The following is a 22779-nucleotide window of genomic DNA, read 5'->3' as shown; positions in this document are numbered from 1 at the left end:
CTTCGGTCCTCTCGGCAGCAAGTTGCCGGAGGGGCCGCGCAATGCCAGCAGCCGAAGGCCAACCCGCCAGAGGGCCTTCAACTGGGCGATGCGCAGGCTGGAAACGATCCAGACCGTGGCGCAGACAGGGCGACGTGCAGGGTCGAAATGTCGCTCGAACTCATCGCCGCCAGCCGCGCACGGGGCCGCCGGCAATGGTGCCGCCGCCGACAGCCGCCGCCGTGATGCTGATCCTGGAGAGCCAGGAGCGTATGTTCGTTTTCGTTCCCTTGGTCGTTGCCGTCTGCTTTCGTTGCGTCAACTTTTTGCATCCGGTCGGTATCCGGATCATGCCGCCCAAAACCGCACTTTGTTGCAGATTGGTTTCGGATTGAGACAAACTCTTTCATGTAGGAGACAACTCGAACTTTCGTTTCGGGGTGAATGCCTGTGTCCTTCATCCTTGGCCCCGTGTCCGGAATGGAGCGCCATCAAACAGGGTGATTGTCCTGTTAATCAGCGGAAACAGATTCGAAACACAAACGAGCATTTCGCGAAATCTTTCCGAAACATGCCGCTGGGATAAGCCGCGTCATCAAATTGGAGCCGGCCGGACCGGCAGAGAGAGGGGACATCATGCACACCGCCATTTCCGCGAAGTTCATCAACATCACCGCCGCCGCGCTCATGGGCAGTGCGCTTCTGTTCGGCGCCAACGCCGCCCATGCCGCCAACAGCATCGTTGCCCGCGTTTCGCTGTCGCAGCAGGTCATGGAAGTCTCGGTCGACGGCCGGCCGACTTTCGCCTGGAAGGTTTCCACTGGCGACAGGGCGCACGTGACGCCGACCGGCTCGTTCAAGCCGACGCGCATGCATGAGATGTGGTATTCGAAGAAATACGACAACGCGCCGATGCCACATTCGGTGTTTTTCAGCGGCGGCTACGCGGTCCACGCCACCTATGCCATCAAGCGCCTCGGCCAGCCCGCCTCGCATGGCTGCGTACGGCTGCACCCGGACAACGCCGCCGATTTCTACCAGCTCGTCGAGACGTTCGGAGCGGCCAACACCAGCATCGTCATCGTCAAGTAGCAGGCAGGTTGCCGCATTCGGCCATGTGCCGGAGTTGCTGGAGCGATCGCCAAAAAAAGGCCGGAGAAATCCCGGCCTCTTTTTGTGTCTTGCGCCCCGTGCCTCAGCTCGGCAGCGCCGGCATCAGCTTGGGATCCGGCTTTTCCGCCAGATGCGGCAGGTCCTTGCTGGCGATGAAAGTATAGAACATCGGCACGACGAACAGTGTGAACATGGTGCCGACCAGGATGCCGGTGAAGATGACCAGGCCCATCGAATAGCGGGCCGCGGCACCGGCGCCGCTGGAAACGATCAGCGGCACCACACCCAGCGCCATCGCCGCCGTCGTCATCAGGATCGGCCGCAGGCGCACCTTGGCCGAGGCGATGATGGCGTCACGCCGCCGCATGCCATGCAGTTCTCGCTGCTGGTTGGCGAATTCGACCAGCAGGATGCCGTGCTTGGTGATCAGGCCGATCAGCGTGATCAGTCCGACCTGGGTATAGATGTTGAGCGTGCCGAGGCCCAGATTGAGCGGCACGATCGCGCCGAAGATCGACAGTGGCACCGCCATCATGATGATCAGCGGATCGCGGAAGCTTTCGAACTGCGCCGCCAGCACCAGGTAGATGACGATGACGGCCGCGCCGAAAGCGATCAGGATCGTGTTGCCCTGTTCCTTCTCCTGCCGGGACTGGCCGGAATAATCGATGAAGAAAGTGTCGGGCAGGCTCTCCCAGGCGATGTCCTCGAGCACTTTCAAACCGTCGCCCGTGGTGACACCGGGCAGCGGCAGCGCCGAGATCGTCGACGAATTCAGCTGGTTGAACTGCTCGATCGCCGCCGGCGACGCATTGTTCGAAATCGTCACCACGGCCGACAGCGGCACCATCTCGCCCGTCACGCTGCGCACGAAGTATTCGCCGAGCTTTTCAGGGTTGTCGCGGAATTCCTGCGGCACCTGCGGGATGATGTCGTAGCTGTTGGAGTCGCGGTCGAATTGCGCCACTTCGGCACCGCCGACCAGCAGCGTCAGCGTCCGGCCGATATCGGCGATCGGCAGGTTGAGCGCGGCGGCGCGGTCGCGATCGATGGTCACCGTCACCTGCGGTGCGTCATAGGCCATCGAATTCTGCACGACGATGAAGCGGCCCGAGGCCTGCGCCTTGTTCTTGATCTTCTCGGCTTCCTCGTAGACCTGAGCGGAATCGCCGGTCGAGCGCACCACCATGGAAATCGGCAAGCCGCCGCCAGAGCCCGGCAGAGTCGGCGGCGCGAAGACGAAGGCCTGGACACCCGCCACCTTGGCGATACGAGCCGTAATGTCGGCCTGCAGCTCCTTCGAATTGCGCTTCCGCTCCGCCCAATCCTTGAAGGCAAAACCGACGAAGGCGCTGTTGGTCGTGCCGCCGAAGGCGACGGCCGAGAACTGCGCCCGGGTCTCGGGAATGTCCTTCACCAGGCCCAGGATCTGATTGACGTAAGTCTCGGTGTAATCGGAGGTCGCATAGCGCGGCCCCGTCACCAGCGAGAGCAGGAAGCCCTGATCCTCTTCCGGCGCCAGTTCCGTCGAGGTCTTGGTGAACATGAAGCCGGTCACACCGACAAGCGCCAGCACGATGAGCAGCGTCAGCGGGCGATAGTTCAGAGATCCGGTGACGGCGCGCTCATAGACATGCTCGACGCGCGCGAAAGTGCCGTCGACGATGCGCTGGAAACGGCCGGCATTGCCGGGCTTCAGGAGGCGCGCCGACATCATCGGCGTGATGGTGATGGCAATGATGCCAGACAGCACCACCGATCCGGCGAGCGTCACCGCGAATTCGCGGAACAGGGCGCCGGTCAGGCCGCCGGTGAAGGCCAGCGGCGCGAACACGGCGGCCAGCGTCATGGTCATGGCGACGATGGCCGACGCGATCTCGCGCATGCCGCTGAAGGCCGCCTGCATGGGTGGCATGTGATCCTCTTCCATGTGACGGTGGATATTTTCCACCACCACGATGGCGTCGTCGACCACAAGGCCGATCGCCAGCACCATGGCCAGCAGCGACAGAAGGTTGATCGAATAGCCTACCGCGAACAAAAGGAAGCAGACGCCGATCAGCGACAGCGGGATGGTGATGATCGGCATCAGCACCGAGCGGAACGAACCGAGGAAGAGGAGGATGACGACGACGACGATGGCGACCGCCTCGCCGATGGTCTTGAACACCTCGTCGATCGAGGCGCTGATCTGTCCGGTCGCGTCGTAGACGACTTCGATCGTCATGCCCTTCGGCAGCGTCTCCTGAATCTGCGGGACCAGCTTGGTGAGTGCCGCCGCCGTTGTCAGCGGATTGGCTGCCGGGGTCGGGAAGATGGCGAGGAAGGTGCCGGGCTTGCCGTTGAAGGAAACCCTGGTGTCGGTGTTCGCGGCGGCCAGTTCGACGCGGGCGACGTCGCGCAGGCGCACGACATTGCCGTCGGTCGAGCGCAATGGCAGTGCGGCGAAGGCTTCCGGTGTCTGCAGCGTCGAGCGCACGGTGATCGACGAGACGACATATTCGTTCTGGGTGTTGCCGGGCGCCGACAGGAAGTTGGAATTGTTGATCGCCGCCAGCACTTCGGCCGCCGTCACGCCGCGCGCGGCAAGCCTGACCGGGTCGATCCAGACGCGCATCGAGTATTCCTGGGCGCCGAAGATCTGCACGTCGGCGACGCCTTCGACCGTCGACATGCGGGGCCTGATGACGCGCTCGATATACTCGGTCAGCTGCTCCTTGGTCATGTTCGGATTCTGCATCGAGATGTACATCATCGCGAACTGCTGACCCGTACCCTTGACGATGACCGGGTCCTTGGAGGCGTCCGGCAAGGTGCCGCGTACGCCCTGAACCTTGGACAGCACTTCGGTCAACGCGACGTCTGGGTTGGAACCGAGCTTCATCTGCACCGTCACGGTGCTGGAGGACGGACGGCTGGACGAGGTTACGTAGTCGATGTTCTCGGTCGAGGCGACGGCGCGCGCGATCGGGGCGGAAATGAAGCCCTGGATCAGGTCGGCGCTGGCGCCCGGATAGGCTGTCGTGATTGTGATCGCGGTCTCGTCGACCTTCGGATACTGCCGGATCGACAGGTTGAAGATGCCCTGGAAACCGAGCAGCAGGATCATGCAGGCAAGAACCGTCGAAAGGACGGGCCGGCGGATGAAGAGATCGGAAAAGCTCATTGCTGGTCGGCCTGCTTGTTCGCCGATTTGGTCGGGTCGATCGTGTTGTCGACGTTGACGGTCATGCCGTTGAAGAGGCGGTTCTGGCCCGCGGTGACGACCTCGTCGCCGGCCTTCAGCCCTTCGACGATCTCGACCATGCCTTGATTGCGGCGGCCCGGCTTGACGAAGACCTGTGACAGCACAAACGCCGGTTTGTCGCCTTCCGCCGCCGGCTTGGCCGGATCGGCCGCTGCTGGCTTGGCGGCATCGGCAGCGGCCTTGTCCGCTGGCTTGGCTGCGTCAGCGGCCGGCTTCATGGCATCGGCGGCGGGCTTCATTGCGTCGGCCGGCTTGGCGTCTGCCGCCTTGGCATCCGCAGGCTTGGCATCCGCGGGCTTGTCGGTGGCCGCCGCCGGCTTTTCGTCCGGCTTGGCTGGCTGCGCCGGGGCTGCCCCGGCGGGCTTCGCCGGCTGCACCACGAATATGTAGTCGCCATAGAGGCTGGTGGTCAGTGCCGTCTGCGGCAGTGACAGCACGTTCTGCTCCTCGGGCAGTTCGACACGCACCTGCACGAACTGACCTGGGGTCAATTTGCCTTCGGGATTGGCAACTTCCGCCCGGATGTTCACCAGCCGGCTGGAGGGGTCGATCTTGGGGTCGATGCCGCGAATGGCGCCGGCAAAGGGCATGTCGTCGCTGCCGCCAAGGCCCAGGCGGACCGTCTGGCCAATCTTGAGCAGCGGCAGCTGCTGTTCGGGAACCGAGAAGTCGACCCGCATCGTGTCGAGGTCCTGCAGCGTCACCACCGCGGTGCCGGGTGCCAGATACTGGCCGAGGTCGATCCTCGGAATGCCGACCGTGCCGGCGAAAGGTGCGGTAAGCTGCTTCTGGTCGAGCACGGCCTGCAGCCTGGTCACCTGGGACGCCGAAGCGGAGGCCGCCGCACGCGCCGTGTCCAGCGTCGAGTCGGAGCCAACACCACGCCTTGTCAGTTCGACGGCGCGGGTCAGCGTGGTCTGATCGAGTGCCGCCTGCGCCTTCTGCGCATCGAGATCAGCGCGCTCGACGGCGTCGTCGAGTTGCAGCAGCACTGCGTTGGCCGCCACCTTCTGGTTGGCATGGAAGGCGATTTCCTTGACGATGCCGGCGGTCTCGACCGTCAGGTCGACACCGCGCACGGCCCGCACCGTACCGATCGCCTCGACGCCCGGTGTCCAGTTCGACGGCTTGGCGATGGTTGTCGACACGGTCGCCGCCGGCGGCTTCATGGTGGCGAAATACTGCTTGATGCCGTTGTCGCGCAGGAAGTTGAAACCGACTATCCCGCCGACCACGATGACGAGCACGGCAAGGACCACAATAACGATAAAGACACGGAGTATGCGCTTGAACAAGGAAGTCCCCTCAGTCGAAAATCCGGCGCGAAGCGCGGACATCGGGACACATATCGACTGCGGGTCCCGATTTCAAATAGTGGCGGTCTTACTGTACCGTCTGGACGGTCTTGTCAATTGGGCCTAAGCTTGCGATGGGAGGCGCCCATGAGAGCCCAACGACCGAACTCGCGCGAGAAGATTCTCGCCGCGGCGGCTGATGTTGCCCGGGAATCCGGGCCCGGTAGCCTGTCGCTCGATGCCGTCGCCAACCGCGCCGGCGTGTCGAAGGGCGGGCTGCTCTACAACTTCCCCACCAAGGCGAAATTGATGCAAGGCCTGGTCGAAGGCTATCTGCGCGATTTCGAGCAAGCGCTGGAATCCGCCAACAGCAACGACAAGGGCAAAAATCCCCTCGCCGTCTATATCAGGCTGTCAGCCGAGGATTGCGAGGAGAAGCAGCCATCGGCATCTTGGATATTCTCGGCGATCGCCGAGGATCCCGATTTCATGATGCCGATCAAGACATTCAAGCGGCAGCTTTTCGAGCGGTTGAAGGGCGAGGCGCCGGACCTCAAATCGCTTCTGGTCTGCTATCTCGCCATTGAAGGACTGCGCAGCATGAACCTGTTCGATTCCGACGTGCTGTCAAAGGACGAACGGGACCTGCTGGTGTCGTCACTTCTCGATATCGCCAAATAGGCTTGCTTGCGCGCGAGGAGGACGACGCTGCCGCGATCGTTCAATCGACGGCGCTTACAGGGCCTTGCCCGTCGAAGGATCGAACAAGCGAAGCGCGGCCTCGTCGAAGGCGAGGTTGCGCTGTTCGCCCTTGGCGAATTGGGCCCGCGGCGGCAGGCTAGCCGTCAGCCGTTGCGTGCCGATCCGCACCGTGGTGACCAGCTCGGGGCCGGTCAGTTCGACGACCTCGATCTCCACGGGCAGTGACGGCTCCGCGGCGGCTCCGGTCGCCACACGCAGCGCTTCCGGCCTGATGCCGACGACCATTTGTGCGCCCTCACGCGCCGCATTCGCATAGCGTGCCGGCACTGGGATCCGTACATCGGATCCGGCAATGGCCAGCTTGCCGTCGGTGACGGTGGCCTGCAGCATGTTCATCGATGGCGCGCCGACAAAGCCGGCGACGTAGAGTGTCGCCGGGTCGTTGTAGATCTCCTCGGGGGTGCCGAGCTGCTCGATCCTGCCGTCGCGCATGACGGCGATGCGGCTGGCCAGCGTCATCGCCTCGATCTGGTCATGGGTGACGTAGACGACGGTCGTCCGCAGCATTTGGTGCAGGCGCTTCAATTCGGTGCGCATTTCCAGGCGCAGTTTGGCGTCGAGATTGGACAGCGGCTCGTCGAACAGGAAGACCTGCGGCTTGCGCACCAGGGCCCTGCCGATGGCGACGCGCTGGCGCTGGCCGCCGGAAAGCTGACTCGGCTTGCGATCGAGCAGAGCCTCGATCTGCAGCAGCCTTGCCGCTTCGTTCACCGCCCTGCCGCGCTCGTCGGCCGCGACGCCGCGCATCTCCAGTCCAAAGCCGATGTTGCGGCGCACGGTCAGGTTCGGATAGAGCGCGTAGGACTGGAAGACCATGGCGATATCGCGGTTCTTGGGGTGCACGCCGAGGATCGAGCGGCCACCGATCAGGACGTCGCCGCTGGTCGCTTCGGCAAGGCCGGCGATGATGTTGAGCAGCGTCGATTTTCCGCAGCCCGACGAGCCGAGCAGCACCAGGAATTCACCGCTCTGCAGCGCGATGTCGATGCCTTTCAGCGTCTCGACGCTGCCGTAGCTCTTGCGGATGCCATGGATTTCAAGCGCGCTCATGCATGGGACCCTCAAACTGCATCGGCCCGCTATAGTTGCGGGGCAAGGTGGAAATGGCGCGCGAGGCGACGTGCGTAGCGGCGCGGAGGCAAGCGGACAGCGGCCGTTCCTGTGCCAATGCGGCCAGGAAGGCGGCATTGAAGACGTCGCCGGCACCGATCGTGTCGACCACCCTGACGTCGGGCGCGGCGGCTTCGACGAGAGTGCCGTCCGGGCCGATGGCGATGGCGCCTCGTGGCCCGCGCTTGACGACGAAGGTCGCGCCTTGCCTCATGCTGGATCGGATTTCACGCGCCGCTTCCGCCGGACTTGGCAACCCCGCCAGGGTCACCGTCTCAACCTCGTTGAACAGCGCCAGCGCGCAGCGCGACAGCCATGTCCTCGTCGCGGCGCAATTGGCCGCGGTCCAGCCATCGATCGGCCAGCCTGTATCGAGTGCCACGGCAACGCCGTGGCTGTCGGCCCAGGCGAAAAAAGCATTGTAGTCGCGCGTGAGGTCTTCGGTCAGGAAGGAGCCGCAGAGCAGGGCGTAGCCACCGGAGAGTGCGGGGCCGTCGAGAACCGACAAGACATCGGCGAGGCCGAAGCGTGGCAAGTGCCCGCGTGTGGTGAAGAAGGTCCGTTCGCCATCGGGGTGGGTCATCCCGACCGACAATGTCGTGCCTTCGGGACGGATAGCCCATTTCTCGGCGCGGACGCCAAAAGCCTCACCAAGCCAGCGGCCGAACTGGTCGTCACCGACATTGGCGGCAATCGCAAAGTCGACGCCCAGCGCTTGCCAGGCGAGCCCGGTGTTGCCAGCCTGGCCGCCGACGCGCAATTCGTCATGGTCGACGACGGTCTCGGTTCCCGCCTTCGGCCATGGCGCGACCGGGCCGACGATCAGGTCGACATTGACGTTGCCGATCACCGCCAGCGGGCGCATCACTCGCTCCTGGTGATCTTGGTGGTGCGCACCGGTGTGCCCGCATTGTCGACGCGACCGTCCGCGAAGGCGATCATCAGGCGCTGCGCCACCGGCAGCGTTGCGAGGATAGCGGCCATCCCCGAGGCTGGTTTGAACGAGAGGGTGACGGCCCCGGCGACCGGCGCTTGTCCGGACGCGTCGAAGATGACCAGCGGCGCGCCGGTTTCGACCACCGAAAGTGCCATCGCGGTCACCAGCTCCGAAGTCGGGTCGGCGCCGCGAAACAGGACAACACCGATCTGCGGGCCAAGCATCTCCATCGGCCCGTGCCGCAACTGGCCGCCTTCGAGCGAAAAGCAGGGCAGCCGCGACAGTTCGGTCAAGCCAAGCGCCAGGGCTTCGGCCACGCCCTGCAGGCGGCGGCCGGAGGTGACGATCGTGGCCACCTTGCCAATCGCGGCGAGTGCTTGGGCGATATCGCAATCCTGCGGAGCTTCGAGCATGGCAAGGGCAGGAGCCGGATCCTCGCCCAGAGCCGCGAGGATGGCCAGGTGCAGGGCCAGGGTCACGGTCAGGCTGCGGGTCGCGGCGAAGGCCAGCTCCGTGCCGCCGGCGCCGACAAGGCAAGGCGCGGTGCGGGCAAGAAAAGAACCGCCTTCGAGCGTCAGGCCGAAAACGTCCGAGCTGCCGCCGGCCTGCGCAAACCATCTGACGACTTCGGCGCTCTCGCCGGATTGCGAAGTCACAAGCACCGTCCGGTCCGCCAGCGGCAATGGCTGGCCGAGCTGCTCGGACAGTGGCAGCGCCAGCGCATCGATGCCGAGTGCACGATAGAGCGGCTCGACGGCACGGCCGACCGCGTGCGAGCCGCCCATGCCAAGCAGAAGCAGGCGGCCGCTCTTCCTGATCGAAGCGGCGACGTCTGCCGCCATGGCAGCGTTGTTCTCGAACGAAGCACGCGCATCGGCGTGCTGGCGCGCCATTTCGCGGTCGATGGCGGTCAGTCCGGCCGGCCGTTCTTTATCTGCAGTCATGTTCATCCTTTCACACCGCCGCTGGTCAGGCCCGAGATCAGCGCCCGCTGCATGACGAGGCCGATCAGCACCGGCGGCAAGGCGGCCAGCACGCCAGCCGTGGCAATCAATCCGTAGTCGGAAACACGGCCGCCGGCCAAATCGGCGATGGCGACGGTGAGCGTCTTGGCGCGCTGGTCGGAGGTAAACAGCAGCGCGTAGAAGAATTCGTCCCAGGCCAGCAGCACGGCGAACAACGCCGATGTCGCCATCACGGGCGCGGCCAGCGGCAAGGTGATGATGCGCAATGTCTGGAACAGGCCGGCGCCGTCGATCATCGCCGCGGCCTCGATCTCGCGCGGGATGGAATCGAAGCCGGATTTCATCAGCCAGGTGGTGAAGGGCGCCAGTATGGTGAGATACACCAGCGTCAGGCCGAAGACATTGTTGAGCAGGCCAAGATGCGACAGGCCCATATAGAGCGGCACGGCGAGCGCCACCGGCGGCAGCATGTAGGTGGCGATGACCATCGACAGCGACCAGCCGATCGACGGTGTGCGCGAAACCGCCCAGCCGGCGGGGATGGCCAAGGCGAGTGCCGCCAGCGTCGCCATGGCGGCGATCTCAAGACTGTTGCGCAGCGACGAGGTGAAGGCGGCGCCGGCGCTGTTTTCGGCCGTCGACAGCAATTGCTGGTAGCGGGAGAAGTCGGCTGCCTGCGGCCACCAGCGCAGCGGCTTGGCGGCGAGATCGGCGGCCGGCGAAATGCTCATGATGAACAGCCAGGCGATAGGCGCCAGGATGATCGCGGCAAGCAGCAGCGCGCAGGCATAAATGAAGACGGTGAAGGCGAGGCTCTTGCGCTCCATCAGGCGGCGCTCCCGGCGGTCTTTCGCACCAGGGCGGCGTAGGCGACGGCGAGCAGTGTGACGAGCAAGGTGACGATCAGCGCCAGCGACGCGCCCGAACCGGCGCGCTGGAAGGAGAACGCTTCCTGGTAGACGAGGATCGAGAGTGTTCGCGTGGTGTTTGCCGGACCGCCGCGTGTCATCACCCAAATGATATCGAAGACCTTGAAGGCCTCGATGGTGCGCAGCACCAGCGCCACCATCAGCGGGCCGGCAAGATAGGGCAGGATGACGAAGCGAAAACGGTTGAACGGTCCCGCTCCATCGACGAGCGAGGCGGCGGTGATGTCACGCGGCACCGCTTGGAGGGCGGCGAGCGCGATCAGCGCCACCAGCGGAAAGTTCTTCCAGCAGTCCGCAACGATGAGGGCAGCCAGCGCCGTTCCCGGCTCACCGAGCCAGGACCGATAGGCGTCGATGAGGTGCAACTGCGTCAAGGCGGCATTCAGCGCGCCATATTCGGGATTGTAGATCAGCCGCCACAGCGTGGCGTTGACCACTGTCGGCAATGCCCAGGGCAGGATCATCAGGGCGCGCAGGAGCGCGCGCCCACGAAACTCCTGATTGAGCAGCAGGGCGGCGAGGACGCCGATCACCATTTCGGCGGCAACCGAAATAATCGCGAACAGGGTCGTGGTGATCAGTGTGCGCGAGAAGTTGGTGCTCGACAGCATGCTGGAGTAATTGTCGAAGCCGACAAAATCGCCAGCCGTGCCGACCAGCTTGGCATCGGTGAAGGAGAGCCCGACCGTATCGACCAGCGGCCAGCCGATGACGGCGACCATGACCACGAGCAACGGCAGCATCAAAAACCATGCGCGGGTCGTCATCCAGGTGCTCGACATCAGAGCAGCCTCTCTTCTCTCATCTGTGATCTGGACATAGCACAGGCGGCACTCGTGCATGACCCCGGAAATCGGAGGCCGATTTCCGGAAAGGATCATGCGCAAGATAGAAAGTGCTACAGCGTCTTTTGCGCGTCATAAGGGACGCAACGCTGTAGTGCCGCCCGTATCGAACGACTGGCTTGTCTCAGAGGCCGCTGTTCTGCGCGGCGGTCTTCAGGGCGTCTTCCGGCGAAGACGTACCGAGCAGCGATTCCTGGATTGCCTGCTGCAGCGCGGTCGACAGCTCCTGGTATTTCGGCGTGGTCGGACGCGGATACATGGCGGCCAGGCCGAGCTTGGCGGCGGCGATCAGTTCTTCCTGGCCCTTGGTGACCGCCGGGTCGTCATAGGACGAGGCCCAGATCGGCAGCGAGAGCTTGGCGTACTGGTTCTGCGTCGCCTGCGAGGTCATGAAGGTGATGTACTTCCAGGCTTCGTCGGGATGCTTCGAGACCGCGGTGACGCCGAGACCCATCGAACCGTTGACGGCCGACACCTCGCTGGTGCCGGCAACGCCTGGCGCCGGCACGACGCCGACCTTGCCGGCCACCTTCGAGTCCTTCGGGTCGTTGGCCATGTTGTACATGTAGGTCCAGTTCAGCGCGAAGGCGGCATCGCCGTTTTCGAAAACCTTGCGCACGTCCTCTTCGAGGAATTCCTTGGAATTGGGATTGGTGAGACCCGACTTGTAGCTGTCGACCATGTATTTCAGGGCCAGCAGGCCGCCGCCATTCTGGAAGTCCGGCTTGCCGTCCTTGAGGAAGTCGCCGCCATAGGCGCTGACCAGCGTGGTGTAGTCGCAGATGGCTGCTTCCGCCTGCGACCAGCTCCACGCGATCGGCGTCTTCAGCAGGCCCTTGTCCTGGATGATCTTGGCTTGTGCGCCGAGTTCTTCCCAGGTCTTCGGCGGGGCCTTGATGCCGGCCTTTTCCAGGATATCCTTGTTGTAAAACAGGTATTTGGTGTCGAGAATCCACGGCATGCCATAGGACTTGCCCTCATACTGCACCGTGGTCCAGGCGCCGGGCAACACGCCCTTTTTCATGTCGTCGGTGATCTTGGAAGACACATCGACCAGCACCTTGTTGGTGGCGTATTCGGCCGGCCAGATGACGTCGAAGAGGACGACGTCATAGCCTCCGCCCGACCCTTGGGCGAGCACGGTCTTGTCGTGCAGGCCCTCATAGGGGACGAATTCGAGATTGACCTTGACGTCCGGATTGGCCTTGGTGAAGGCGTCCGTCATCGCACGCACGTCGGCCTCGCTGTAGGCGGCCTGCGCCATGAAAAGCGCGTTGAGCGTCGTCTCGGCGAAAGCGTGGGGGACGAACAGTCCTCCGGCAAAAACAGCGCCGACCAGTGTCTTGGTGATCGTCTTAAGCATTTTCTTCTCCCATTGCAGCGTTGACGGGCCGGCGCTGCCAGACGTTTGGCATCGTCTTCCCGGGTCCATGTCGCGTGACCTGATGGTGCCGGCTGACCAGTGGCGGCAGCAGAAGCCTTGGCCATCTTGTTTTGCGGTGCTCGGTTCACATTAAGTCAACTCGCTTGACTTAATTAGTCGATCAATATTCTAATGGTGTCAAGTGGGGAAACGCCGGTGGACGACATCAGCCCGATTCGTGCCAAGAGCGGCACCAACCAGGAAGGCACGAGCGCGCATAACCGCCGTGTCATGGTCGAGGCGTTGCGTCTCAATGGCGCGCTGTCGCGGGCCGATTTGGCGCGGGCGACGCAGCTTACCAAGCAGGCGGTTTCCAACATCATCGAGGACCTGGAACGCGACGGCCTGGTCGTTGCGCTCGATGCGGTGCGCAAGGGCAGGGGGCAACCGTCGACCCCCTACAGGCTGGTGCCGGAAGGCGCTTTCGCCATCGGCCTTCAGATCGACCGTCACCTGACGCGTGCGGTCGCGGTCGACCTGATGGGCAGCGTGCTGGCGCGGGCCGAGGCGAACCTGCCTTTCGATGAGCCGTCCAGAGGCGTCGAGGTGATCCTCGGCCTGATCGATGGCGTCCGGCGCGAACTGGCCGGTATCTCGTTGCAGTCGGAAAAACGCCTCGTCGGCCTGGGTGTCGCCATGCCCGGACCGTTTGGCCTGAAAAATTCGGATGACAAATGGATGATGCCGGCCTGGCAGAAGTTTCCGCTGCTGGACATGCTGGCCAAGGGCACGGGACTGAATGTCGGCCTGCAGAACGATGCCGCCGCCTGCGCGACGGCCGAGCGCATCGTCGGCGCCGCGCACGGCGTCGACCACGCAGTGTGTCTTTATGTCGGCTATGGCATTGGCGCCGGACTGATCCTCAACGGCGAACTGTACAGCGGCGGCCATGGCAATGCCGGCGAAATCGGCATGGCCTTGCTGTCGCCGGCCGGTCCCGGCTCGACACCGCTCGAACATCGCGCGTCGCTCGCCTCGCTCTACCAGCATCTTGGCCTCGATCCCGCCGACGAGGACCTCTACGGAAAGATCGGCGCGCTGGCCGCGGCGGGTGATGTGAAGATCATGCGCTGGATCGAGGGCGCGGCCCATGACCTGCGCTGGAGCGTGCATCTCATCGAAACCATCTTCGACCCGCAGACAGTCATCCTGACCAGCGGCGCGCCGGAAGCGCTGGCGCGCCGGCTCGTCGAGGCCATGCATCCGCTGCTTTCGTCGATCGCCGACCGGCCAGGCCGGACCTTGCCGCGCCTGCAGCTCGGCACCACCGATCCCTGGTCGATTGCATTGGGAGCCGCGGCGGCGCCGATCAGCCGCGCCTTCGATCCGCTGTTCTCGGCGATCCTGAAGACACGCTCCGGTCCCGCCTGAAGGCGACCGCGCGTAAGGCCAAGCCTCTCCCGGCGTCACACAGGGTTCATCGTCCGGACATAGCGTCTTTTCCAGTTCTTTGCTGCAATGCAATAGGAGTGGGACATGGTGGACATAGTTTCTAGTGAGGCGGGCATTCCAAGGCCGGATCATCCGCTGGATAGTTCGGGTGGCGCGAAGTGGTTCCTGCCGGTCTTCGGTGTGCTGGTGCTGGTCGGCGTGGTCTATGTCGGCTACGCGCTTAGCCAGGACCTGGCGGTGGCCAAGACGGTGCCGTGGATCCTGCTCGGCATCGCCTTGCTGATCGCGCTCGGCTTCGAATTCGTCAACGGGTTCCATGACACCGCCAATGCGGTGGCGACCGTCATCTACACACGCTCGCTGCCGGCGGAGTTCGCCGTCATGTGGTCGGGCGCCTTCAATTTCCTCGGGGTTCTCACTTCCAGCGGCGCGGTCGCCTTCGGCATCCTGTCGCTGCTGCCGGTCGAGCTGATCCTGCAGGTCGGTTCTTCCTCCGGCTTTGCCATGGTGTTCGCACTGCTCGTAGCCGCCATCCTGTGGAACCTCGGCACCTGGTTCCTCGGCCTGCCGGCGTCGAGCTCGCACACCATGGTCGGTTCGATCATCGGTGTCGGCCTCGCCAACCAGTTCATGGCACCTGCCGGCAGCGCTACCAGCGGCGTCGACTGGTCGCAGGCGACCAATGTCGGCGTGACCTTGCTGGTGTCGCCGATCATCGGCTTCTTCGCCGCGGCGATCCTGCTCTACGCGATGAAGCTTCTCGTCCGCAATCCGGCGCTCTACGAGGCGCCGAAAGGCAATGCGCCGCCGCCCTGGTGGATCCGCGCGCTGCTGATCTTCACCTGCACCGGCGTCAGCTTTGCGCATGGCTCCAATGACGGCCAGAAGGGCATGGGCCTGATCATGCTGATCCTGATCGGCGTGGTGCCGACGGCCTACGCGCTCAACCGCACGCCCGACATCAACTATCTCGAAGCCTACAAGTCGGCCTCGGTCAGCGTGGAGACCGCGCTGGGCAAATATGTGAAGCCCGGTGTCACCGTCGCCGATGCGAAGGATGCCAAGGCTGCCGTGCAGGATGCCGTGCGCACCCGGAGCTGGAGCGACAAGACGACCGTCGCTCTGCAGAGCTACATCCACAACACGACGGCCGAGCTGCAGCCTTACGCTTCGGTCGACACCGTGCCGACCGATCTGGTCAGCAACGCCCGCAACGACATCTATCTGATCGGCGAGGCGCTGAAACTGATCGACAAGAAGCAGTTGCTGCCGATGGAGGCCGCCGATCTCAAGGCGGTCACCGACTATCACAAGGCCGTCGACAACGCGACGAAGTTCATCCCGATCTGGGTGAAGGTCGCGGTGGCCCTGGCGCTTGGCCTGGGCACCATGGTCGGCTGGAAACGCATCGTCGTCACGGTCGGCGAGAAGATCGGCAAGAGCCACCTGACCTATGGCCAGGGCGCTGCCGCCGAACTCGTGGCGATGGTCACCATCGGCATGGCCGACCGTCTGGGTCTGCCGGTGTCGACGACCCATGTGCTGTCGTCCGGCGTCGCCGGAACCATGGCTGCCAACGGCTCGGGCCTGCAATGGTCGACGGTGCGCAACCTGCTGCTCGCCTGGGTGCTGACCCTGCCCTGCTCTATCACCCTGGCCTTCGTGCTGTTCATCCTCTTCCGCCAGGTGTTCTGAGCGTCAGAAGCGACAACACTACCGACGGCGCCACATTGGCGCCGTCTCGTTTTCCGGCGACAGGTTCGCGACGATTTCGGGCGGCAGTCATGAACGACGCATCGCATCTGGCCTTGCTTGCGGTCGACGACCAGCATCCGGCGCCTGGCCTGGTCTGGGCTTATCACCGCTTGCCAGGCAAAACCCCGGTGGCGCTTGCTCCCCGCGATATCGGCGCGGCACTGGCGATGCCTGGCTGGGTCTGGCTGCATGTCGATCTCGTCGATCAGCGCGCCCATTCCTGGGTCAGCCACGCCTGCGCCTTGCCGGCCTCTGCCCATGCAATCCTCGAAGGCCATGAGGACAGCCCTGCGCTGGCGCATGAGGATGGTGTCGTCCATGGCATTTCCGCCGACCTGCACAGCGAAATCGCGCGTCAGTCGACGACCATAGGCAGGTTGCGCTTCGCGGTCTCGGAGCGGCTGCTGGTGACCGGCCGCCGCCATTCGCTGGCAGCGGTCGAGGAGGTGCACGAGGCGCTGGCCGCGGGGCTGCGGCCCGCCACCGCCTTCGAACTTTTCGAGGCGATCGTGCTGGCGTTCTGCAGCAGCACCAGCCTGCGGCTCGCAGCCGCCACCAAGCGGCTCGACGAAGTGGAAGATCACCTAGTGACCGAGCGGCTTGCCGACGAAAGGCGGCGGCTGAAAGATGTTCGCCGTCTGGCGGTCTCCCTGCACCGCCCGATCTCGGCGCTGGCGGCGCTCTTCCAGGACGAGGACCGCTCGGACTGGAAGCTGTCGGCGGGGGCGCACGAGATCCTGCGCCGGCTTACCACGCGGCTGGAAAGGCTCGATCGCGAAGTCGTCATGGTCAACGACCGTGCACGGCTGTTGCAGGAGGAGGTCGCCGCCGAGCTCGCGGACGAATCCAACCGCAGCCTTAAGGCGCTGGCTGTGATGAGCGCGCTGCTTCTGCCTGGCTCGCTGATCGTCGGCATGTTCGGCATGAACACCGCCGGGCTGCCGCTTACGCAAACGCCGGGCGGATTCGAACTGGCGCTGTTGATCGCGGCGGGCGCGACCGGCCTGTTCTACTGGCTCCTGCTGAGAGCCGGCGCCAATCTTAGGTTCTGAGCCAAAATAGACAGAGCGGCTCTGCGTTCCGAGGAAGCGGAAAACCGCTCTTGGGTCGCTCAGGTCGGATCTTCGCGATGCAGATCGTGGATGGTGACGCCGTCGGCATTGGTCGGCAGCATCAGCCACTTCTTGTGACGCAGCGTGCGCTCGGTGTCCTCGAGGCCCATTTCCCAATGCTCGCGCATCGAGGTGCCCGAAAACTCATAGTCCTTGGCGTGGCCCTCATAGCCTTTGTGCTGGTAGATCAGGTGGACGATGTTGACGACGCCGGCGTTGGAATAGTCGGCGATCAACTCCTGCTCGCCTTCCCTGAGCTGCTCCGACGGCACGCGCTTCAGCGCATCGAGCAGCTTCATCTTCAGCGCATGGATTCGCTCGAAATTGTCGGTGTTCTGCCGCGTGCGGCTCGAATACATGATGTCCTTGTGGCGCGACAGCACGTCGGCCATGCCGCGCGGCAGCACGCCGCGGGCGCTGAACAGATCGACCTGGAAGACCAGCGAGGAACGGTCCTCTTCCTGGTCGAGCAGGTATTGCAGCGGCGTGTTGGAGACGATGCCACCATCCCAATAGTACTCGCCCTCGATACGGATCGAAGGAAAGGCCGGCGGCAGCGCGCCGCTGGCCATGATGTGCTCCGGCTCGATACGCACCTTCTCGGTGTCGAAATAGACGAAGTTACCGGTCCTGACATTGACCGCGCCGACGCTCAGCCGCTTCTTGCCGTCGTTCAGCACGTCGAAGTCGATCAGACTCTCCAGCGTGTCCTTCAATTCGGCGGTGTCGTAGAAGCTGGTGGCGCCTTCTGCGCCCGACAGCTGGAACCAGGGATTGGGATTGCGCGGCTTGAAGAAGCCGGGCTGGCCCATCGTCATCGTCATCAACGACGAGGTCTGGTTGCGGATATCGCGGTAGATGTCGCCTTCGGGCGTGTAGGACCAGATCTTGCGGCCGGAAATCGTCTGCCAGAACTGTTCCAGCCGCTGCAGCCGGCGGCTCGGCTCGTTGCCTGCGATGATCGCGGCATTGATGGCGCCGATGGAGACGCCGGACAGCCAGGTCGGCTCGCAGCCGGCATCGGCCAGCGCCTGATAGACCCCGGCCTGATAGGCGCCGAGCGCGCCGCCGCCCTGAAAGACCAGCGCGATACGGTCATACTGCGCCGTGATTTCCTCGATGGTGGCGACGGCTGCCTTGTTGCGGTTACGATCAAGCACTGACTTTCTCCAGCTGGGTTGCGCTGGCAGCGGATCGGCTGTGGTCAGCGAGGTAATCATGCACGACTTCGCCCAGGCCGAGCGTCAGATCGGCCTTGAAGTGAACCGCTGACACGATGTCGAGCACGGGCAGCTTCGCCACGTCGGCCATGACATGGGGCCGCAGATCGAGCGCCGCGGGCGCCGTCCAGGCTTCCTTCAGCGTGATATCGGTGAGGTAGTAGCGGACCAGCTCGCAGATGCGCGGCGTGCCGTCGACATGGGGGATGATCTTGATGAGGAAATTGGGGGCGGCGAGCGAGGCGAGTACCTGGTCATGATCAGCCTCACGATGCTTGTAGCCCATCGTGCCGGTGGCGCACAGAACGCTGCCATAGTGCAGCGTGCCGACGATTACCTCGCCTTCATGGACGATCTTGGGATTGGCGAGCTTCTTTGGAAACCCCCACAACTCGCGGCCGCCGGCGATCGGCGCGTCATCGTCGAGATACATCGAATGGACGTAGCCGCCATGCTGGCCCTTGTAGCGCACCGGGATGACCTGGCCGGTCTCGGTGTAGTCGCCGAAGCCGGTGGAGTCCGGCATGCGGATGAATTCGTACTTGACCAGCGGCTCGTCGATTTCCAGCGGCGCCGGCACGACGGCCTCGAGCGCCTCGCGTGTCGTGCGATAGGTGATGATGATGTATTCGCGGTCGAAGAAGCGATAGGGCCCTGGCGGGAACGAGGGATTGGTGAGCGGCATCGCATAGGCGCGCTTCACGACATCGGCGATTTCCATGCTGTTGCCCCAAGGTTCTGTCGGACGAATTCGTTCAGGAAGGATCGCGCGAATGCGCAACGATTATGTTGCACGGCACCATGACAGTGCCGTGTCAGCCTAACGACCATGGTTTCCGAACCGGGCGAGGACAAGCAGGCGTTGTCGTCTGGCTGTAATCGCATCGACATATGGCTCTGCCATTGTCATGCTGCGACGCACAATTATATCGTCATGTTCCCTCCCACCTCGCGCGAGATTTTCCATGGGTTCCCTGTCTTCGAAGAATGCCCTCGTCACCGGCTCGACCAGCGGTATCGGCCTGGCAATCGCCCGCGCCTTTGCCGCCGAGGGCGCCAACGTCACCATCAACGGTCTTGGCGATGCTGCCGCCATCGAGCGGGAGCGCGCCGGCATCGAGAAGGATTTCGGCGTCAAGTGCCGCTATTCCGATGCCAACATGATGGATGGCGCCGCGGTCACAGCCATGATCCATGACGCGGAAGAGGCGCTCGGCAGCCTCGACATACTGGTCAACAATGCCGGCATCCAGCATGTGGCGCCGATCGAGGAGTTTCCCGACGACAAATGGGAAGCCATCATCCGCATCAACCTTTTGGCCGCCTTCTACGCCATCAAGGCGGTGGTGCCCGGCATGAAGGCACGCAAATGGGGCCGCATCATCAACACGGCTTCCGCGCACGCGCTGGTCGCCTCGCCGTTCAAGTCGGCCTATGTCTCGGCCAAGCACGGCATATCAGGCCTGACCAAGACGGTGGCGCTGGAAGTCGCGCAGGACGGCATCACCGTGAACGCGATCGCGCCCGGCTATGTCTGGACGCCGCTGGTCGAAAAGCAGATCCCCGACACGATGAAGGCGCGCGGCATGACCGAGGAACAGGTCAAGCACGACGTGCTGCTGGCCGCGCAGCCGACCAAGGAATTCGTTACTGTCGAAGAGCTTGCGGCACTGGCATTGTTCCTGTGCTCGGATGCGGCCAGGCAGATCACCGGCACGACGTTACCGATGGATGGCGGCTGGACGGCACAGTAAAATTGGTCGAAACATGCCGCCTTTAGGCCAACGCCAGGGCGCCGGCAGGAAGGCAGTGCGCGGCCAATGAAAATCATCCAGCTCTCCGATCCGCATCTGATGGCGCCGGGTGGCCTTCTCTACGGTTCCGATCCGGTCGCGCGGCTGGAAGCCTGCCTGGCGGATATCGGCAGGAACCATGCCGATGCCGACCTGGTGGTGATATCAGGCGACCTGAGCAATGATGGCGAGCGGGCGGCCTATGCGGCGTTGCGAGGGGCGCTGGCGGGGTTCGTGCCGCCTTGCCGGCTGATGCTCGGCAACCATGACGACAGGGCGCTTTTTCTCGAAATGTTTCCGGAAGCGCCGGCCGAGCGCGGGTTTGTCCAGAGCGTTTTCGATGGCGGCGATGGCCGCCTGATCCTGCTCGACACGCTGGACAGCGGACATGTCGAGGGCAGGCTGTGCGCGGCCCGTCTCGACTGGCTGGACGAGAAGCTGCACGAAGCGCGCGACAGGCCGGTCTTCCTCTTCATGCACCACCCGCCGTTCCGCATTCACATGCCGGTGCTCGACGAGGTCAGGCTCGCCGACGCCGATGCCTTCCATGACATTCTCCGGCGCCACGGCAATGTCGGCCACATCTTTGCCGGCCATGTCCACAGGCTGATCGCCGGCAGCTGGCGCGGCATACCGGTCAGCACGCTGCGCAGCACCAATCATCAGAGCGCCCTCGATTTTTCGGACAGCTGGCGGCTGGGCCACGAGCCGCCCGCCTATGCCGTCATCTTCATCGATGCGGATGGAGTGGTCGTCCATTTTCAGGATTTTGAGGCTGGCCGCCGCGAGCCGGTCAAGGGTCCTTGACGAGGCGGCTTTCGCCGCCGCCAAGATGGGTCTCCCACACATGATCGGAGATCAGCCGCCGATACTGTGGGGTCATGACCAATTTTCTGTGCGAGGCGCCGCCGACGTGGAAAAAGGCGCCGCCCAGCATCCGATGGTCCGCTTCCATCCCATCAACATCGAGATCGGCTGCCGTCTTTTGCGCATCGGAAACATCGTTCTCGCCAAGTCCGCGATACAGCAGGCTCCAGTTTCCGCCGCCGGTGTCCATTCCGCTGGCAAAACGCGGTGTGAAGTCCAGGTCCAGTCCTTGCACGGCGCTGAAGCGGAAGAAGCAGAACCCAGCCCACATGAACCAGGCCTCGGGATCCGCTTGCGCTGGGCGCTTTGAGCCGTGGACGATTTTTCCCTCCATCGTCGCGGCGATGTCCACGGGGACGGTCGGAAAGCAGTCGTGATCCAGAAATCCGAAAAGCTCCGGCCGCAAAGGCCGAACGATGTTGTGGAAGATCCAGTTCATGGATATCCCGTGCGATCGGTTGGGATGGCTCTCCCGGTTCCGGGGCAGACCGAAATAAGCGATTTTTCGCGCCCGGCAGATGTCCGCGATACGCACCCTTGCCGATCGATCGGATGAATTGTCGATGACCACCAGCGTCATCCCAGAGGAATACAATTGCCAGGCTCGGGTGAGCGCATCGATGACCCAGGGCGTGTTGAAGGCTATGACAAAGCAGAAGCGCCGGGAACCGGTTTGCAGCAGCTCCTCGGTGAATTTCAGGCCTTCGGGAACGCCGCGCCCGCGAAAATCACGCTCAATCAAGGCGTTGCGAAAAGCCTTGGCCTTTCTGACAGGCCAGTTGTGGTTCAGCAGATCAACAAGGCCCTTGGCCGGCTTCCAGCTCATTACAAACTTCGCCATTGCTCCAAATCGGATGCATGCTCCCATAAGGCGAAGCTCATCTTCCCACAACCCCGGCCTGGAGCCGCGAGAATTTTTGCGACCACCGGCTTGTCGTACACGCATGCTGTATTTCAACCTGATCTGGTCGCGGGCGCTATCAATCGCGACATCGTAGCGCTAAAACGCCATCCGGGTTCTGCACGGGGTTGATATGTTGGTTGCGATCTTCCGCGCATTGCGCGCCATTCCCTTCGTTGCCGCCAGCATTGTCTTTGCCACGGGCGCCCGGGCGCAAGCGGTCGAATTCAAGACAATCACGATCAAGGTCGGCTATGGCCCCGGCGGGGGCTATGACCAGACATCGCGGCTGATCGCCCGCCACTTCGGCCGGTTCCTTCCCGGCAATCCGGATATAGTCGTCCAGAATGTGCCCGGGGGCGGCAGCCTGAAGCTCACCAAGATGGTGTTGGGCAGCGAGCCGGCCGACGGCAGCGTCATCGCTTCCGTCAGCGAAGCCATGTCATATGCGCCGGTGCTCGATCCCCAGAACGCCAATTTCGATCCGCTTGCCCTGCAATGGATTGGCTCGCTCGTCAACGAGCCGGCCTATTGCCTGACGGCCAAGAGTTCCGGCATCGACACGATGGACAAGTTCCTGCAGTCCGATTTCCTGATTGGGGCGACCGGCAAGAGCAGCGTGACCTATATTTTCGCGGCGCTGGTCAAGAACGGCTTGAAGGCAAAGTTCAAGGTCGTCACCGGCTTTGAAGGCACAGCCGATATCGAACTGGCGATGCAGCGAGGCGAGATCGCCGGAATGTGCGGAGTCTCCAGTTACAACATCTCCGAAAACCGCGATGCGCTCAACCTCATTGGTACCTTCGGCCAGGGCATCGTTGCAGGCCAGGAGAAGTTCACTGCTAGGATCGACGACCCGAAGGTCCGGGAAGCGGCCGCGCTGATCGAGACGGCTTTGCAGTTCCATCATCCGTTGGTTGTCCCGCCGGGCACGCCCAAGGAGACGGTCGAAACGCTGCGCAAGGGATATATGGAGATGGTCAGGGATAAGGCGTTCCTGGCCGACATCGGCAAGCTTAGCGAAATGACCGTCAACGCCACCAGCGGCGAAGACATAAGCCGGCTTGTCTCGGAGCAGTTGAAGGTGGATCCGGATGTGTTCGAGACCGCCAGAAATCTGGTGAAGTAGATTCC

General features: G+C 63.5%; 20 protein-coding genes. 8 read left to right on the top strand and 12 right to left on the bottom strand.

The features are described from left to right. Positions 1-160: 160 nt before the first annotated feature. A complete protein-coding gene (locus tag FJ954_RS32100; protein ID WP_246681117.1) occupies positions 161-301 on the bottom strand; it encodes a hypothetical protein in 141 nt (46 codons plus the stop codon). A gap of 314 nt (positions 302-615) precedes the next feature. Here FJ954_RS32100 and FJ954_RS21170 point away from each other — a divergent pair, with 314 nt between their 5' ends. Further along, the gene (locus FJ954_RS21170) at positions 616-1071 is read left to right on the top strand and encodes a L,D-transpeptidase (RefSeq protein ID WP_015315431.1); all 456 of its coding nucleotides are present in this window, start codon (positions 616-618) and stop codon (positions 1069-1071) included. Between the two features lie 103 nt (positions 1072-1174). Here FJ954_RS21170 and FJ954_RS21165 read toward each other — a convergent pair whose 3' ends face one another. Together FJ954_RS21165 and FJ954_RS21160 are read right to left on the bottom strand one after the other, a co-directional pair. Next, the gene (locus FJ954_RS21165; protein WP_140662943.1) at positions 1175-4258 is read right to left on the bottom strand and encodes an efflux RND transporter permease subunit; all 3084 of its coding nucleotides are present in this window, start codon (positions 4256-4258) and stop codon (positions 1175-1177) included. Continuing rightward, the gene (locus tag FJ954_RS21160; protein WP_140662941.1) at positions 4255-5634 is read right to left on the bottom strand and encodes an efflux RND transporter periplasmic adaptor subunit; all 1380 of its coding nucleotides are present in this window, start codon (positions 5632-5634) and stop codon (positions 4255-4257) included. Before FJ954_RS21160 ends, FJ954_RS21165 begins: the two co-directional genes overlap by 4 nt. A 147-nt stretch (positions 5635-5781) precedes the next feature. Between FJ954_RS21160 and FJ954_RS21155 the strand changes: the two genes are divergently transcribed. After that, positions 5782-6315: a TetR/AcrR family transcriptional regulator gene (locus FJ954_RS21155; protein WP_015315434.1), complete on the top strand. Its 534-nt coding sequence runs from the start codon at positions 5782-5784 to the stop codon at positions 6313-6315. Positions 6316-6369: 54 nt separating this feature from the next. Here FJ954_RS21155 and ugpC read toward each other — a convergent pair whose 3' ends face one another. The 6 genes from ugpC to FJ954_RS21125 all read right to left on the bottom strand — a co-directional run bounded on the left by ugpC (position 6370) and on the right by FJ954_RS21125 (position 12545). Next, a complete protein-coding gene (gene ugpC / locus FJ954_RS21150) occupies positions 6370-7446 on the bottom strand; it encodes a sn-glycerol-3-phosphate ABC transporter ATP-binding protein UgpC (protein WP_140662940.1) in 1077 nt (358 codons plus the stop codon). Continuing rightward, positions 7433-8371, bottom strand: a complete 939-nt coding sequence (locus FJ954_RS21145) for a PfkB family carbohydrate kinase (protein WP_140662939.1) — start codon at positions 8369-8371, stop codon at positions 7433-7435. Before FJ954_RS21145 ends, ugpC begins: the two co-directional genes overlap by 14 nt. Next, positions 8371-9393: an SIS domain-containing protein gene (locus FJ954_RS21140; protein WP_140662937.1), complete on the bottom strand. Its 1023-nt coding sequence runs from the start codon at positions 9391-9393 to the stop codon at positions 8371-8373. The genes FJ954_RS21145 and FJ954_RS21140 overlap by 1 nt, the downstream gene beginning before the upstream one ends. Continuing rightward, positions 9390-10235 carry a carbohydrate ABC transporter permease gene (locus FJ954_RS21135; protein WP_140662936.1) on the bottom strand — a complete coding sequence of 282 codons (846 nt, stop codon included), beginning with the start codon at positions 10233-10235 and terminating at the stop codon, positions 9390-9392. The genes FJ954_RS21140 and FJ954_RS21135 overlap by 4 nt, the downstream gene beginning before the upstream one ends. Then, positions 10235-11119, bottom strand: a complete 885-nt coding sequence (locus FJ954_RS21130) for a sugar ABC transporter permease (protein ID WP_140662934.1) — start codon at positions 11117-11119, stop codon at positions 10235-10237. The genes FJ954_RS21135 and FJ954_RS21130 overlap by 1 nt, the downstream gene beginning before the upstream one ends. A 187-nt stretch (positions 11120-11306) precedes the next feature. Then, positions 11307-12545, bottom strand: coding sequence for an extracellular solute-binding protein (locus FJ954_RS21125; RefSeq protein ID WP_140662932.1), 1239 nt, complete (start codon positions 12543-12545; stop codon positions 11307-11309). A 216-nt stretch (positions 12546-12761) separates the two neighbouring features. Between FJ954_RS21125 and FJ954_RS21120 the strand changes: the two genes are divergently transcribed. The 3 genes from FJ954_RS21120 (at position 12762) to FJ954_RS21110 (ending at position 16804) form a co-directional block, all read left to right on the top strand. Then, positions 12762-13976: an ROK family transcriptional regulator gene (locus FJ954_RS21120; RefSeq protein ID WP_140662930.1), complete on the top strand. Its 1215-nt coding sequence runs from the start codon at positions 12762-12764 to the stop codon at positions 13974-13976. A gap of 105 nt (positions 13977-14081) precedes the next feature. Further along, entirely contained in the window at positions 14082-15692 is a 1611-nt protein-coding gene (locus tag FJ954_RS21115) for an inorganic phosphate transporter (protein WP_140662928.1), read from the top strand. An 89-nt stretch (positions 15693-15781) separates the two neighbouring features. Further along, positions 15782-16804 carry a transporter gene (locus FJ954_RS21110; RefSeq protein ID WP_181177883.1) on the top strand — a complete coding sequence of 341 codons (1023 nt, stop codon included), beginning with the start codon at positions 15782-15784 and terminating at the stop codon, positions 16802-16804. Between the two features lie 59 nt (positions 16805-16863). On the opposite strand, the gene FJ954_RS21105 is transcribed toward FJ954_RS21110, so the two are convergent. Further along, positions 16864-18024: a patatin-like phospholipase family protein gene (locus FJ954_RS21105; protein ID WP_015315444.1), complete on the bottom strand. Its 1161-nt coding sequence runs from the start codon at positions 18022-18024 to the stop codon at positions 16864-16866. After that, a complete protein-coding gene (locus FJ954_RS21100; RefSeq protein WP_140616765.1) occupies positions 18017-18805 on the bottom strand; it encodes an acetoacetate decarboxylase in 789 nt (262 codons plus the stop codon). The genes FJ954_RS21105 and FJ954_RS21100 overlap by 8 nt, the downstream gene beginning before the upstream one ends. A 244-nt stretch (positions 18806-19049) precedes the next feature. Between FJ954_RS21100 and FJ954_RS21095 the strand changes: the two genes are divergently transcribed. After that, positions 19050-19838: a 3-hydroxybutyrate dehydrogenase gene (locus FJ954_RS21095; RefSeq protein ID WP_140662924.1), complete on the top strand. Its 789-nt coding sequence runs from the start codon at positions 19050-19052 to the stop codon at positions 19836-19838. Between the two features lie 66 nt (positions 19839-19904). Continuing rightward, positions 19905-20684, top strand: a complete 780-nt coding sequence (locus tag FJ954_RS21090) for a phosphodiesterase (RefSeq protein ID WP_140662922.1) — start codon at positions 19905-19907, stop codon at positions 20682-20684. Here the strand turns inward: FJ954_RS21090 and FJ954_RS21085 are convergent. Beyond that, positions 20671-21690, bottom strand: a complete 1020-nt coding sequence (locus tag FJ954_RS21085; protein ID WP_246681116.1) for a hypothetical protein — start codon at positions 21688-21690, stop codon at positions 20671-20673. The two genes, FJ954_RS21090 and FJ954_RS21085, sit on opposite strands and share 14 nt — an antisense overlap. 88 nt (positions 21691-21778) lie before the next feature. Between FJ954_RS21085 and FJ954_RS21080 the strand changes: the two genes are divergently transcribed. After that, a complete protein-coding gene (locus tag FJ954_RS21080) occupies positions 21779-22774 on the top strand; it encodes a hypothetical protein (protein ID WP_140662921.1) in 996 nt (331 codons plus the stop codon). The last annotated feature ends 5 nt before the right edge of the window (positions 22775-22779 follow it).

Source organism: Mesorhizobium sp. B2-3-15 (genome assembly GCF_006442875.1).
Taxonomy (GTDB): domain Bacteria; phylum Pseudomonadota; class Alphaproteobacteria; order Rhizobiales; family Rhizobiaceae; genus Mesorhizobium; species Mesorhizobium australicum.
The sequence above is the reverse complement of the archived record's forward strand: the minus strand, read 5'-3'. Positions and strand labels throughout refer to the sequence as shown.

Excerpts from the sequence above, each read along its gene's own strand:
- FJ954_RS21080 (WP_140662921.1), top strand. The coding sequence starts at position 21,779 with ATGTTGGTTGCGATCTTCCGCGCATTGCGCGCCATTCCCTTCGTTGCC.
- ugpC (WP_140662940.1), bottom strand. The coding sequence starts at position 7,446 with ATGAGCGCGCTTGAAATCCATGGCATCCGCAAGAGCTACGGCAGCGTC.
- FJ954_RS21115 (WP_140662928.1), top strand. The coding sequence starts at position 14,082 with ATGGTGGACATAGTTTCTAGTGAGGCGGGCATTCCAAGGCCGGATCAT.
- FJ954_RS21085 (WP_246681116.1), bottom strand. The coding sequence starts at position 21,690 with ATGCGTGTACGACAAGCCGGTGGTCGCAAAAATTCTCGCGGCTCCAGG.
- FJ954_RS21125 (WP_140662932.1), bottom strand. The coding sequence starts at position 12,545 with ATGCTTAAGACGATCACCAAGACACTGGTCGGCGCTGTTTTTGCCGGA.
- FJ954_RS21130 (WP_140662934.1), bottom strand. The coding sequence starts at position 11,119 with ATGTCGAGCACCTGGATGACGACCCGCGCATGGTTTTTGATGCTGCCG.
- FJ954_RS21155 (WP_015315434.1), top strand. The coding sequence starts at position 5,782 with ATGAGAGCCCAACGACCGAACTCGCGCGAGAAGATTCTCGCCGCGGCG.
- FJ954_RS21165 (WP_140662943.1), bottom strand. The coding sequence starts at position 4,258 with ATGAGCTTTTCCGATCTCTTCATCCGCCGGCCCGTCCTTTCGACGGTT.
- FJ954_RS21095 (WP_140662924.1), top strand. The coding sequence starts at position 19,050 with ATGGGTTCCCTGTCTTCGAAGAATGCCCTCGTCACCGGCTCGACCAGC.
- FJ954_RS21135 (WP_140662936.1), bottom strand. The coding sequence starts at position 10,235 with ATGGAGCGCAAGAGCCTCGCCTTCACCGTCTTCATTTATGCCTGCGCG.
- FJ954_RS21090 (WP_140662922.1), top strand. The coding sequence starts at position 19,905 with ATGAAAATCATCCAGCTCTCCGATCCGCATCTGATGGCGCCGGGTGGC.
- FJ954_RS21110 (WP_181177883.1), top strand. The coding sequence starts at position 15,782 with ATGAACGACGCATCGCATCTGGCCTTGCTTGCGGTCGACGACCAGCAT.
- FJ954_RS21140 (WP_140662937.1), bottom strand. The coding sequence starts at position 9,393 with ATGAACATGACTGCAGATAAAGAACGGCCGGCCGGACTGACCGCCATC.
- FJ954_RS21145 (WP_140662939.1), bottom strand. The coding sequence starts at position 8,371 with ATGCGCCCGCTGGCGGTGATCGGCAACGTCAATGTCGACCTGATCGTC.
- FJ954_RS21170 (WP_015315431.1), top strand. The coding sequence starts at position 616 with ATGCACACCGCCATTTCCGCGAAGTTCATCAACATCACCGCCGCCGCG.
- FJ954_RS21100 (WP_140616765.1), bottom strand. The coding sequence starts at position 18,805 with ATGGAAATCGCCGATGTCGTGAAGCGCGCCTATGCGATGCCGCTCACC.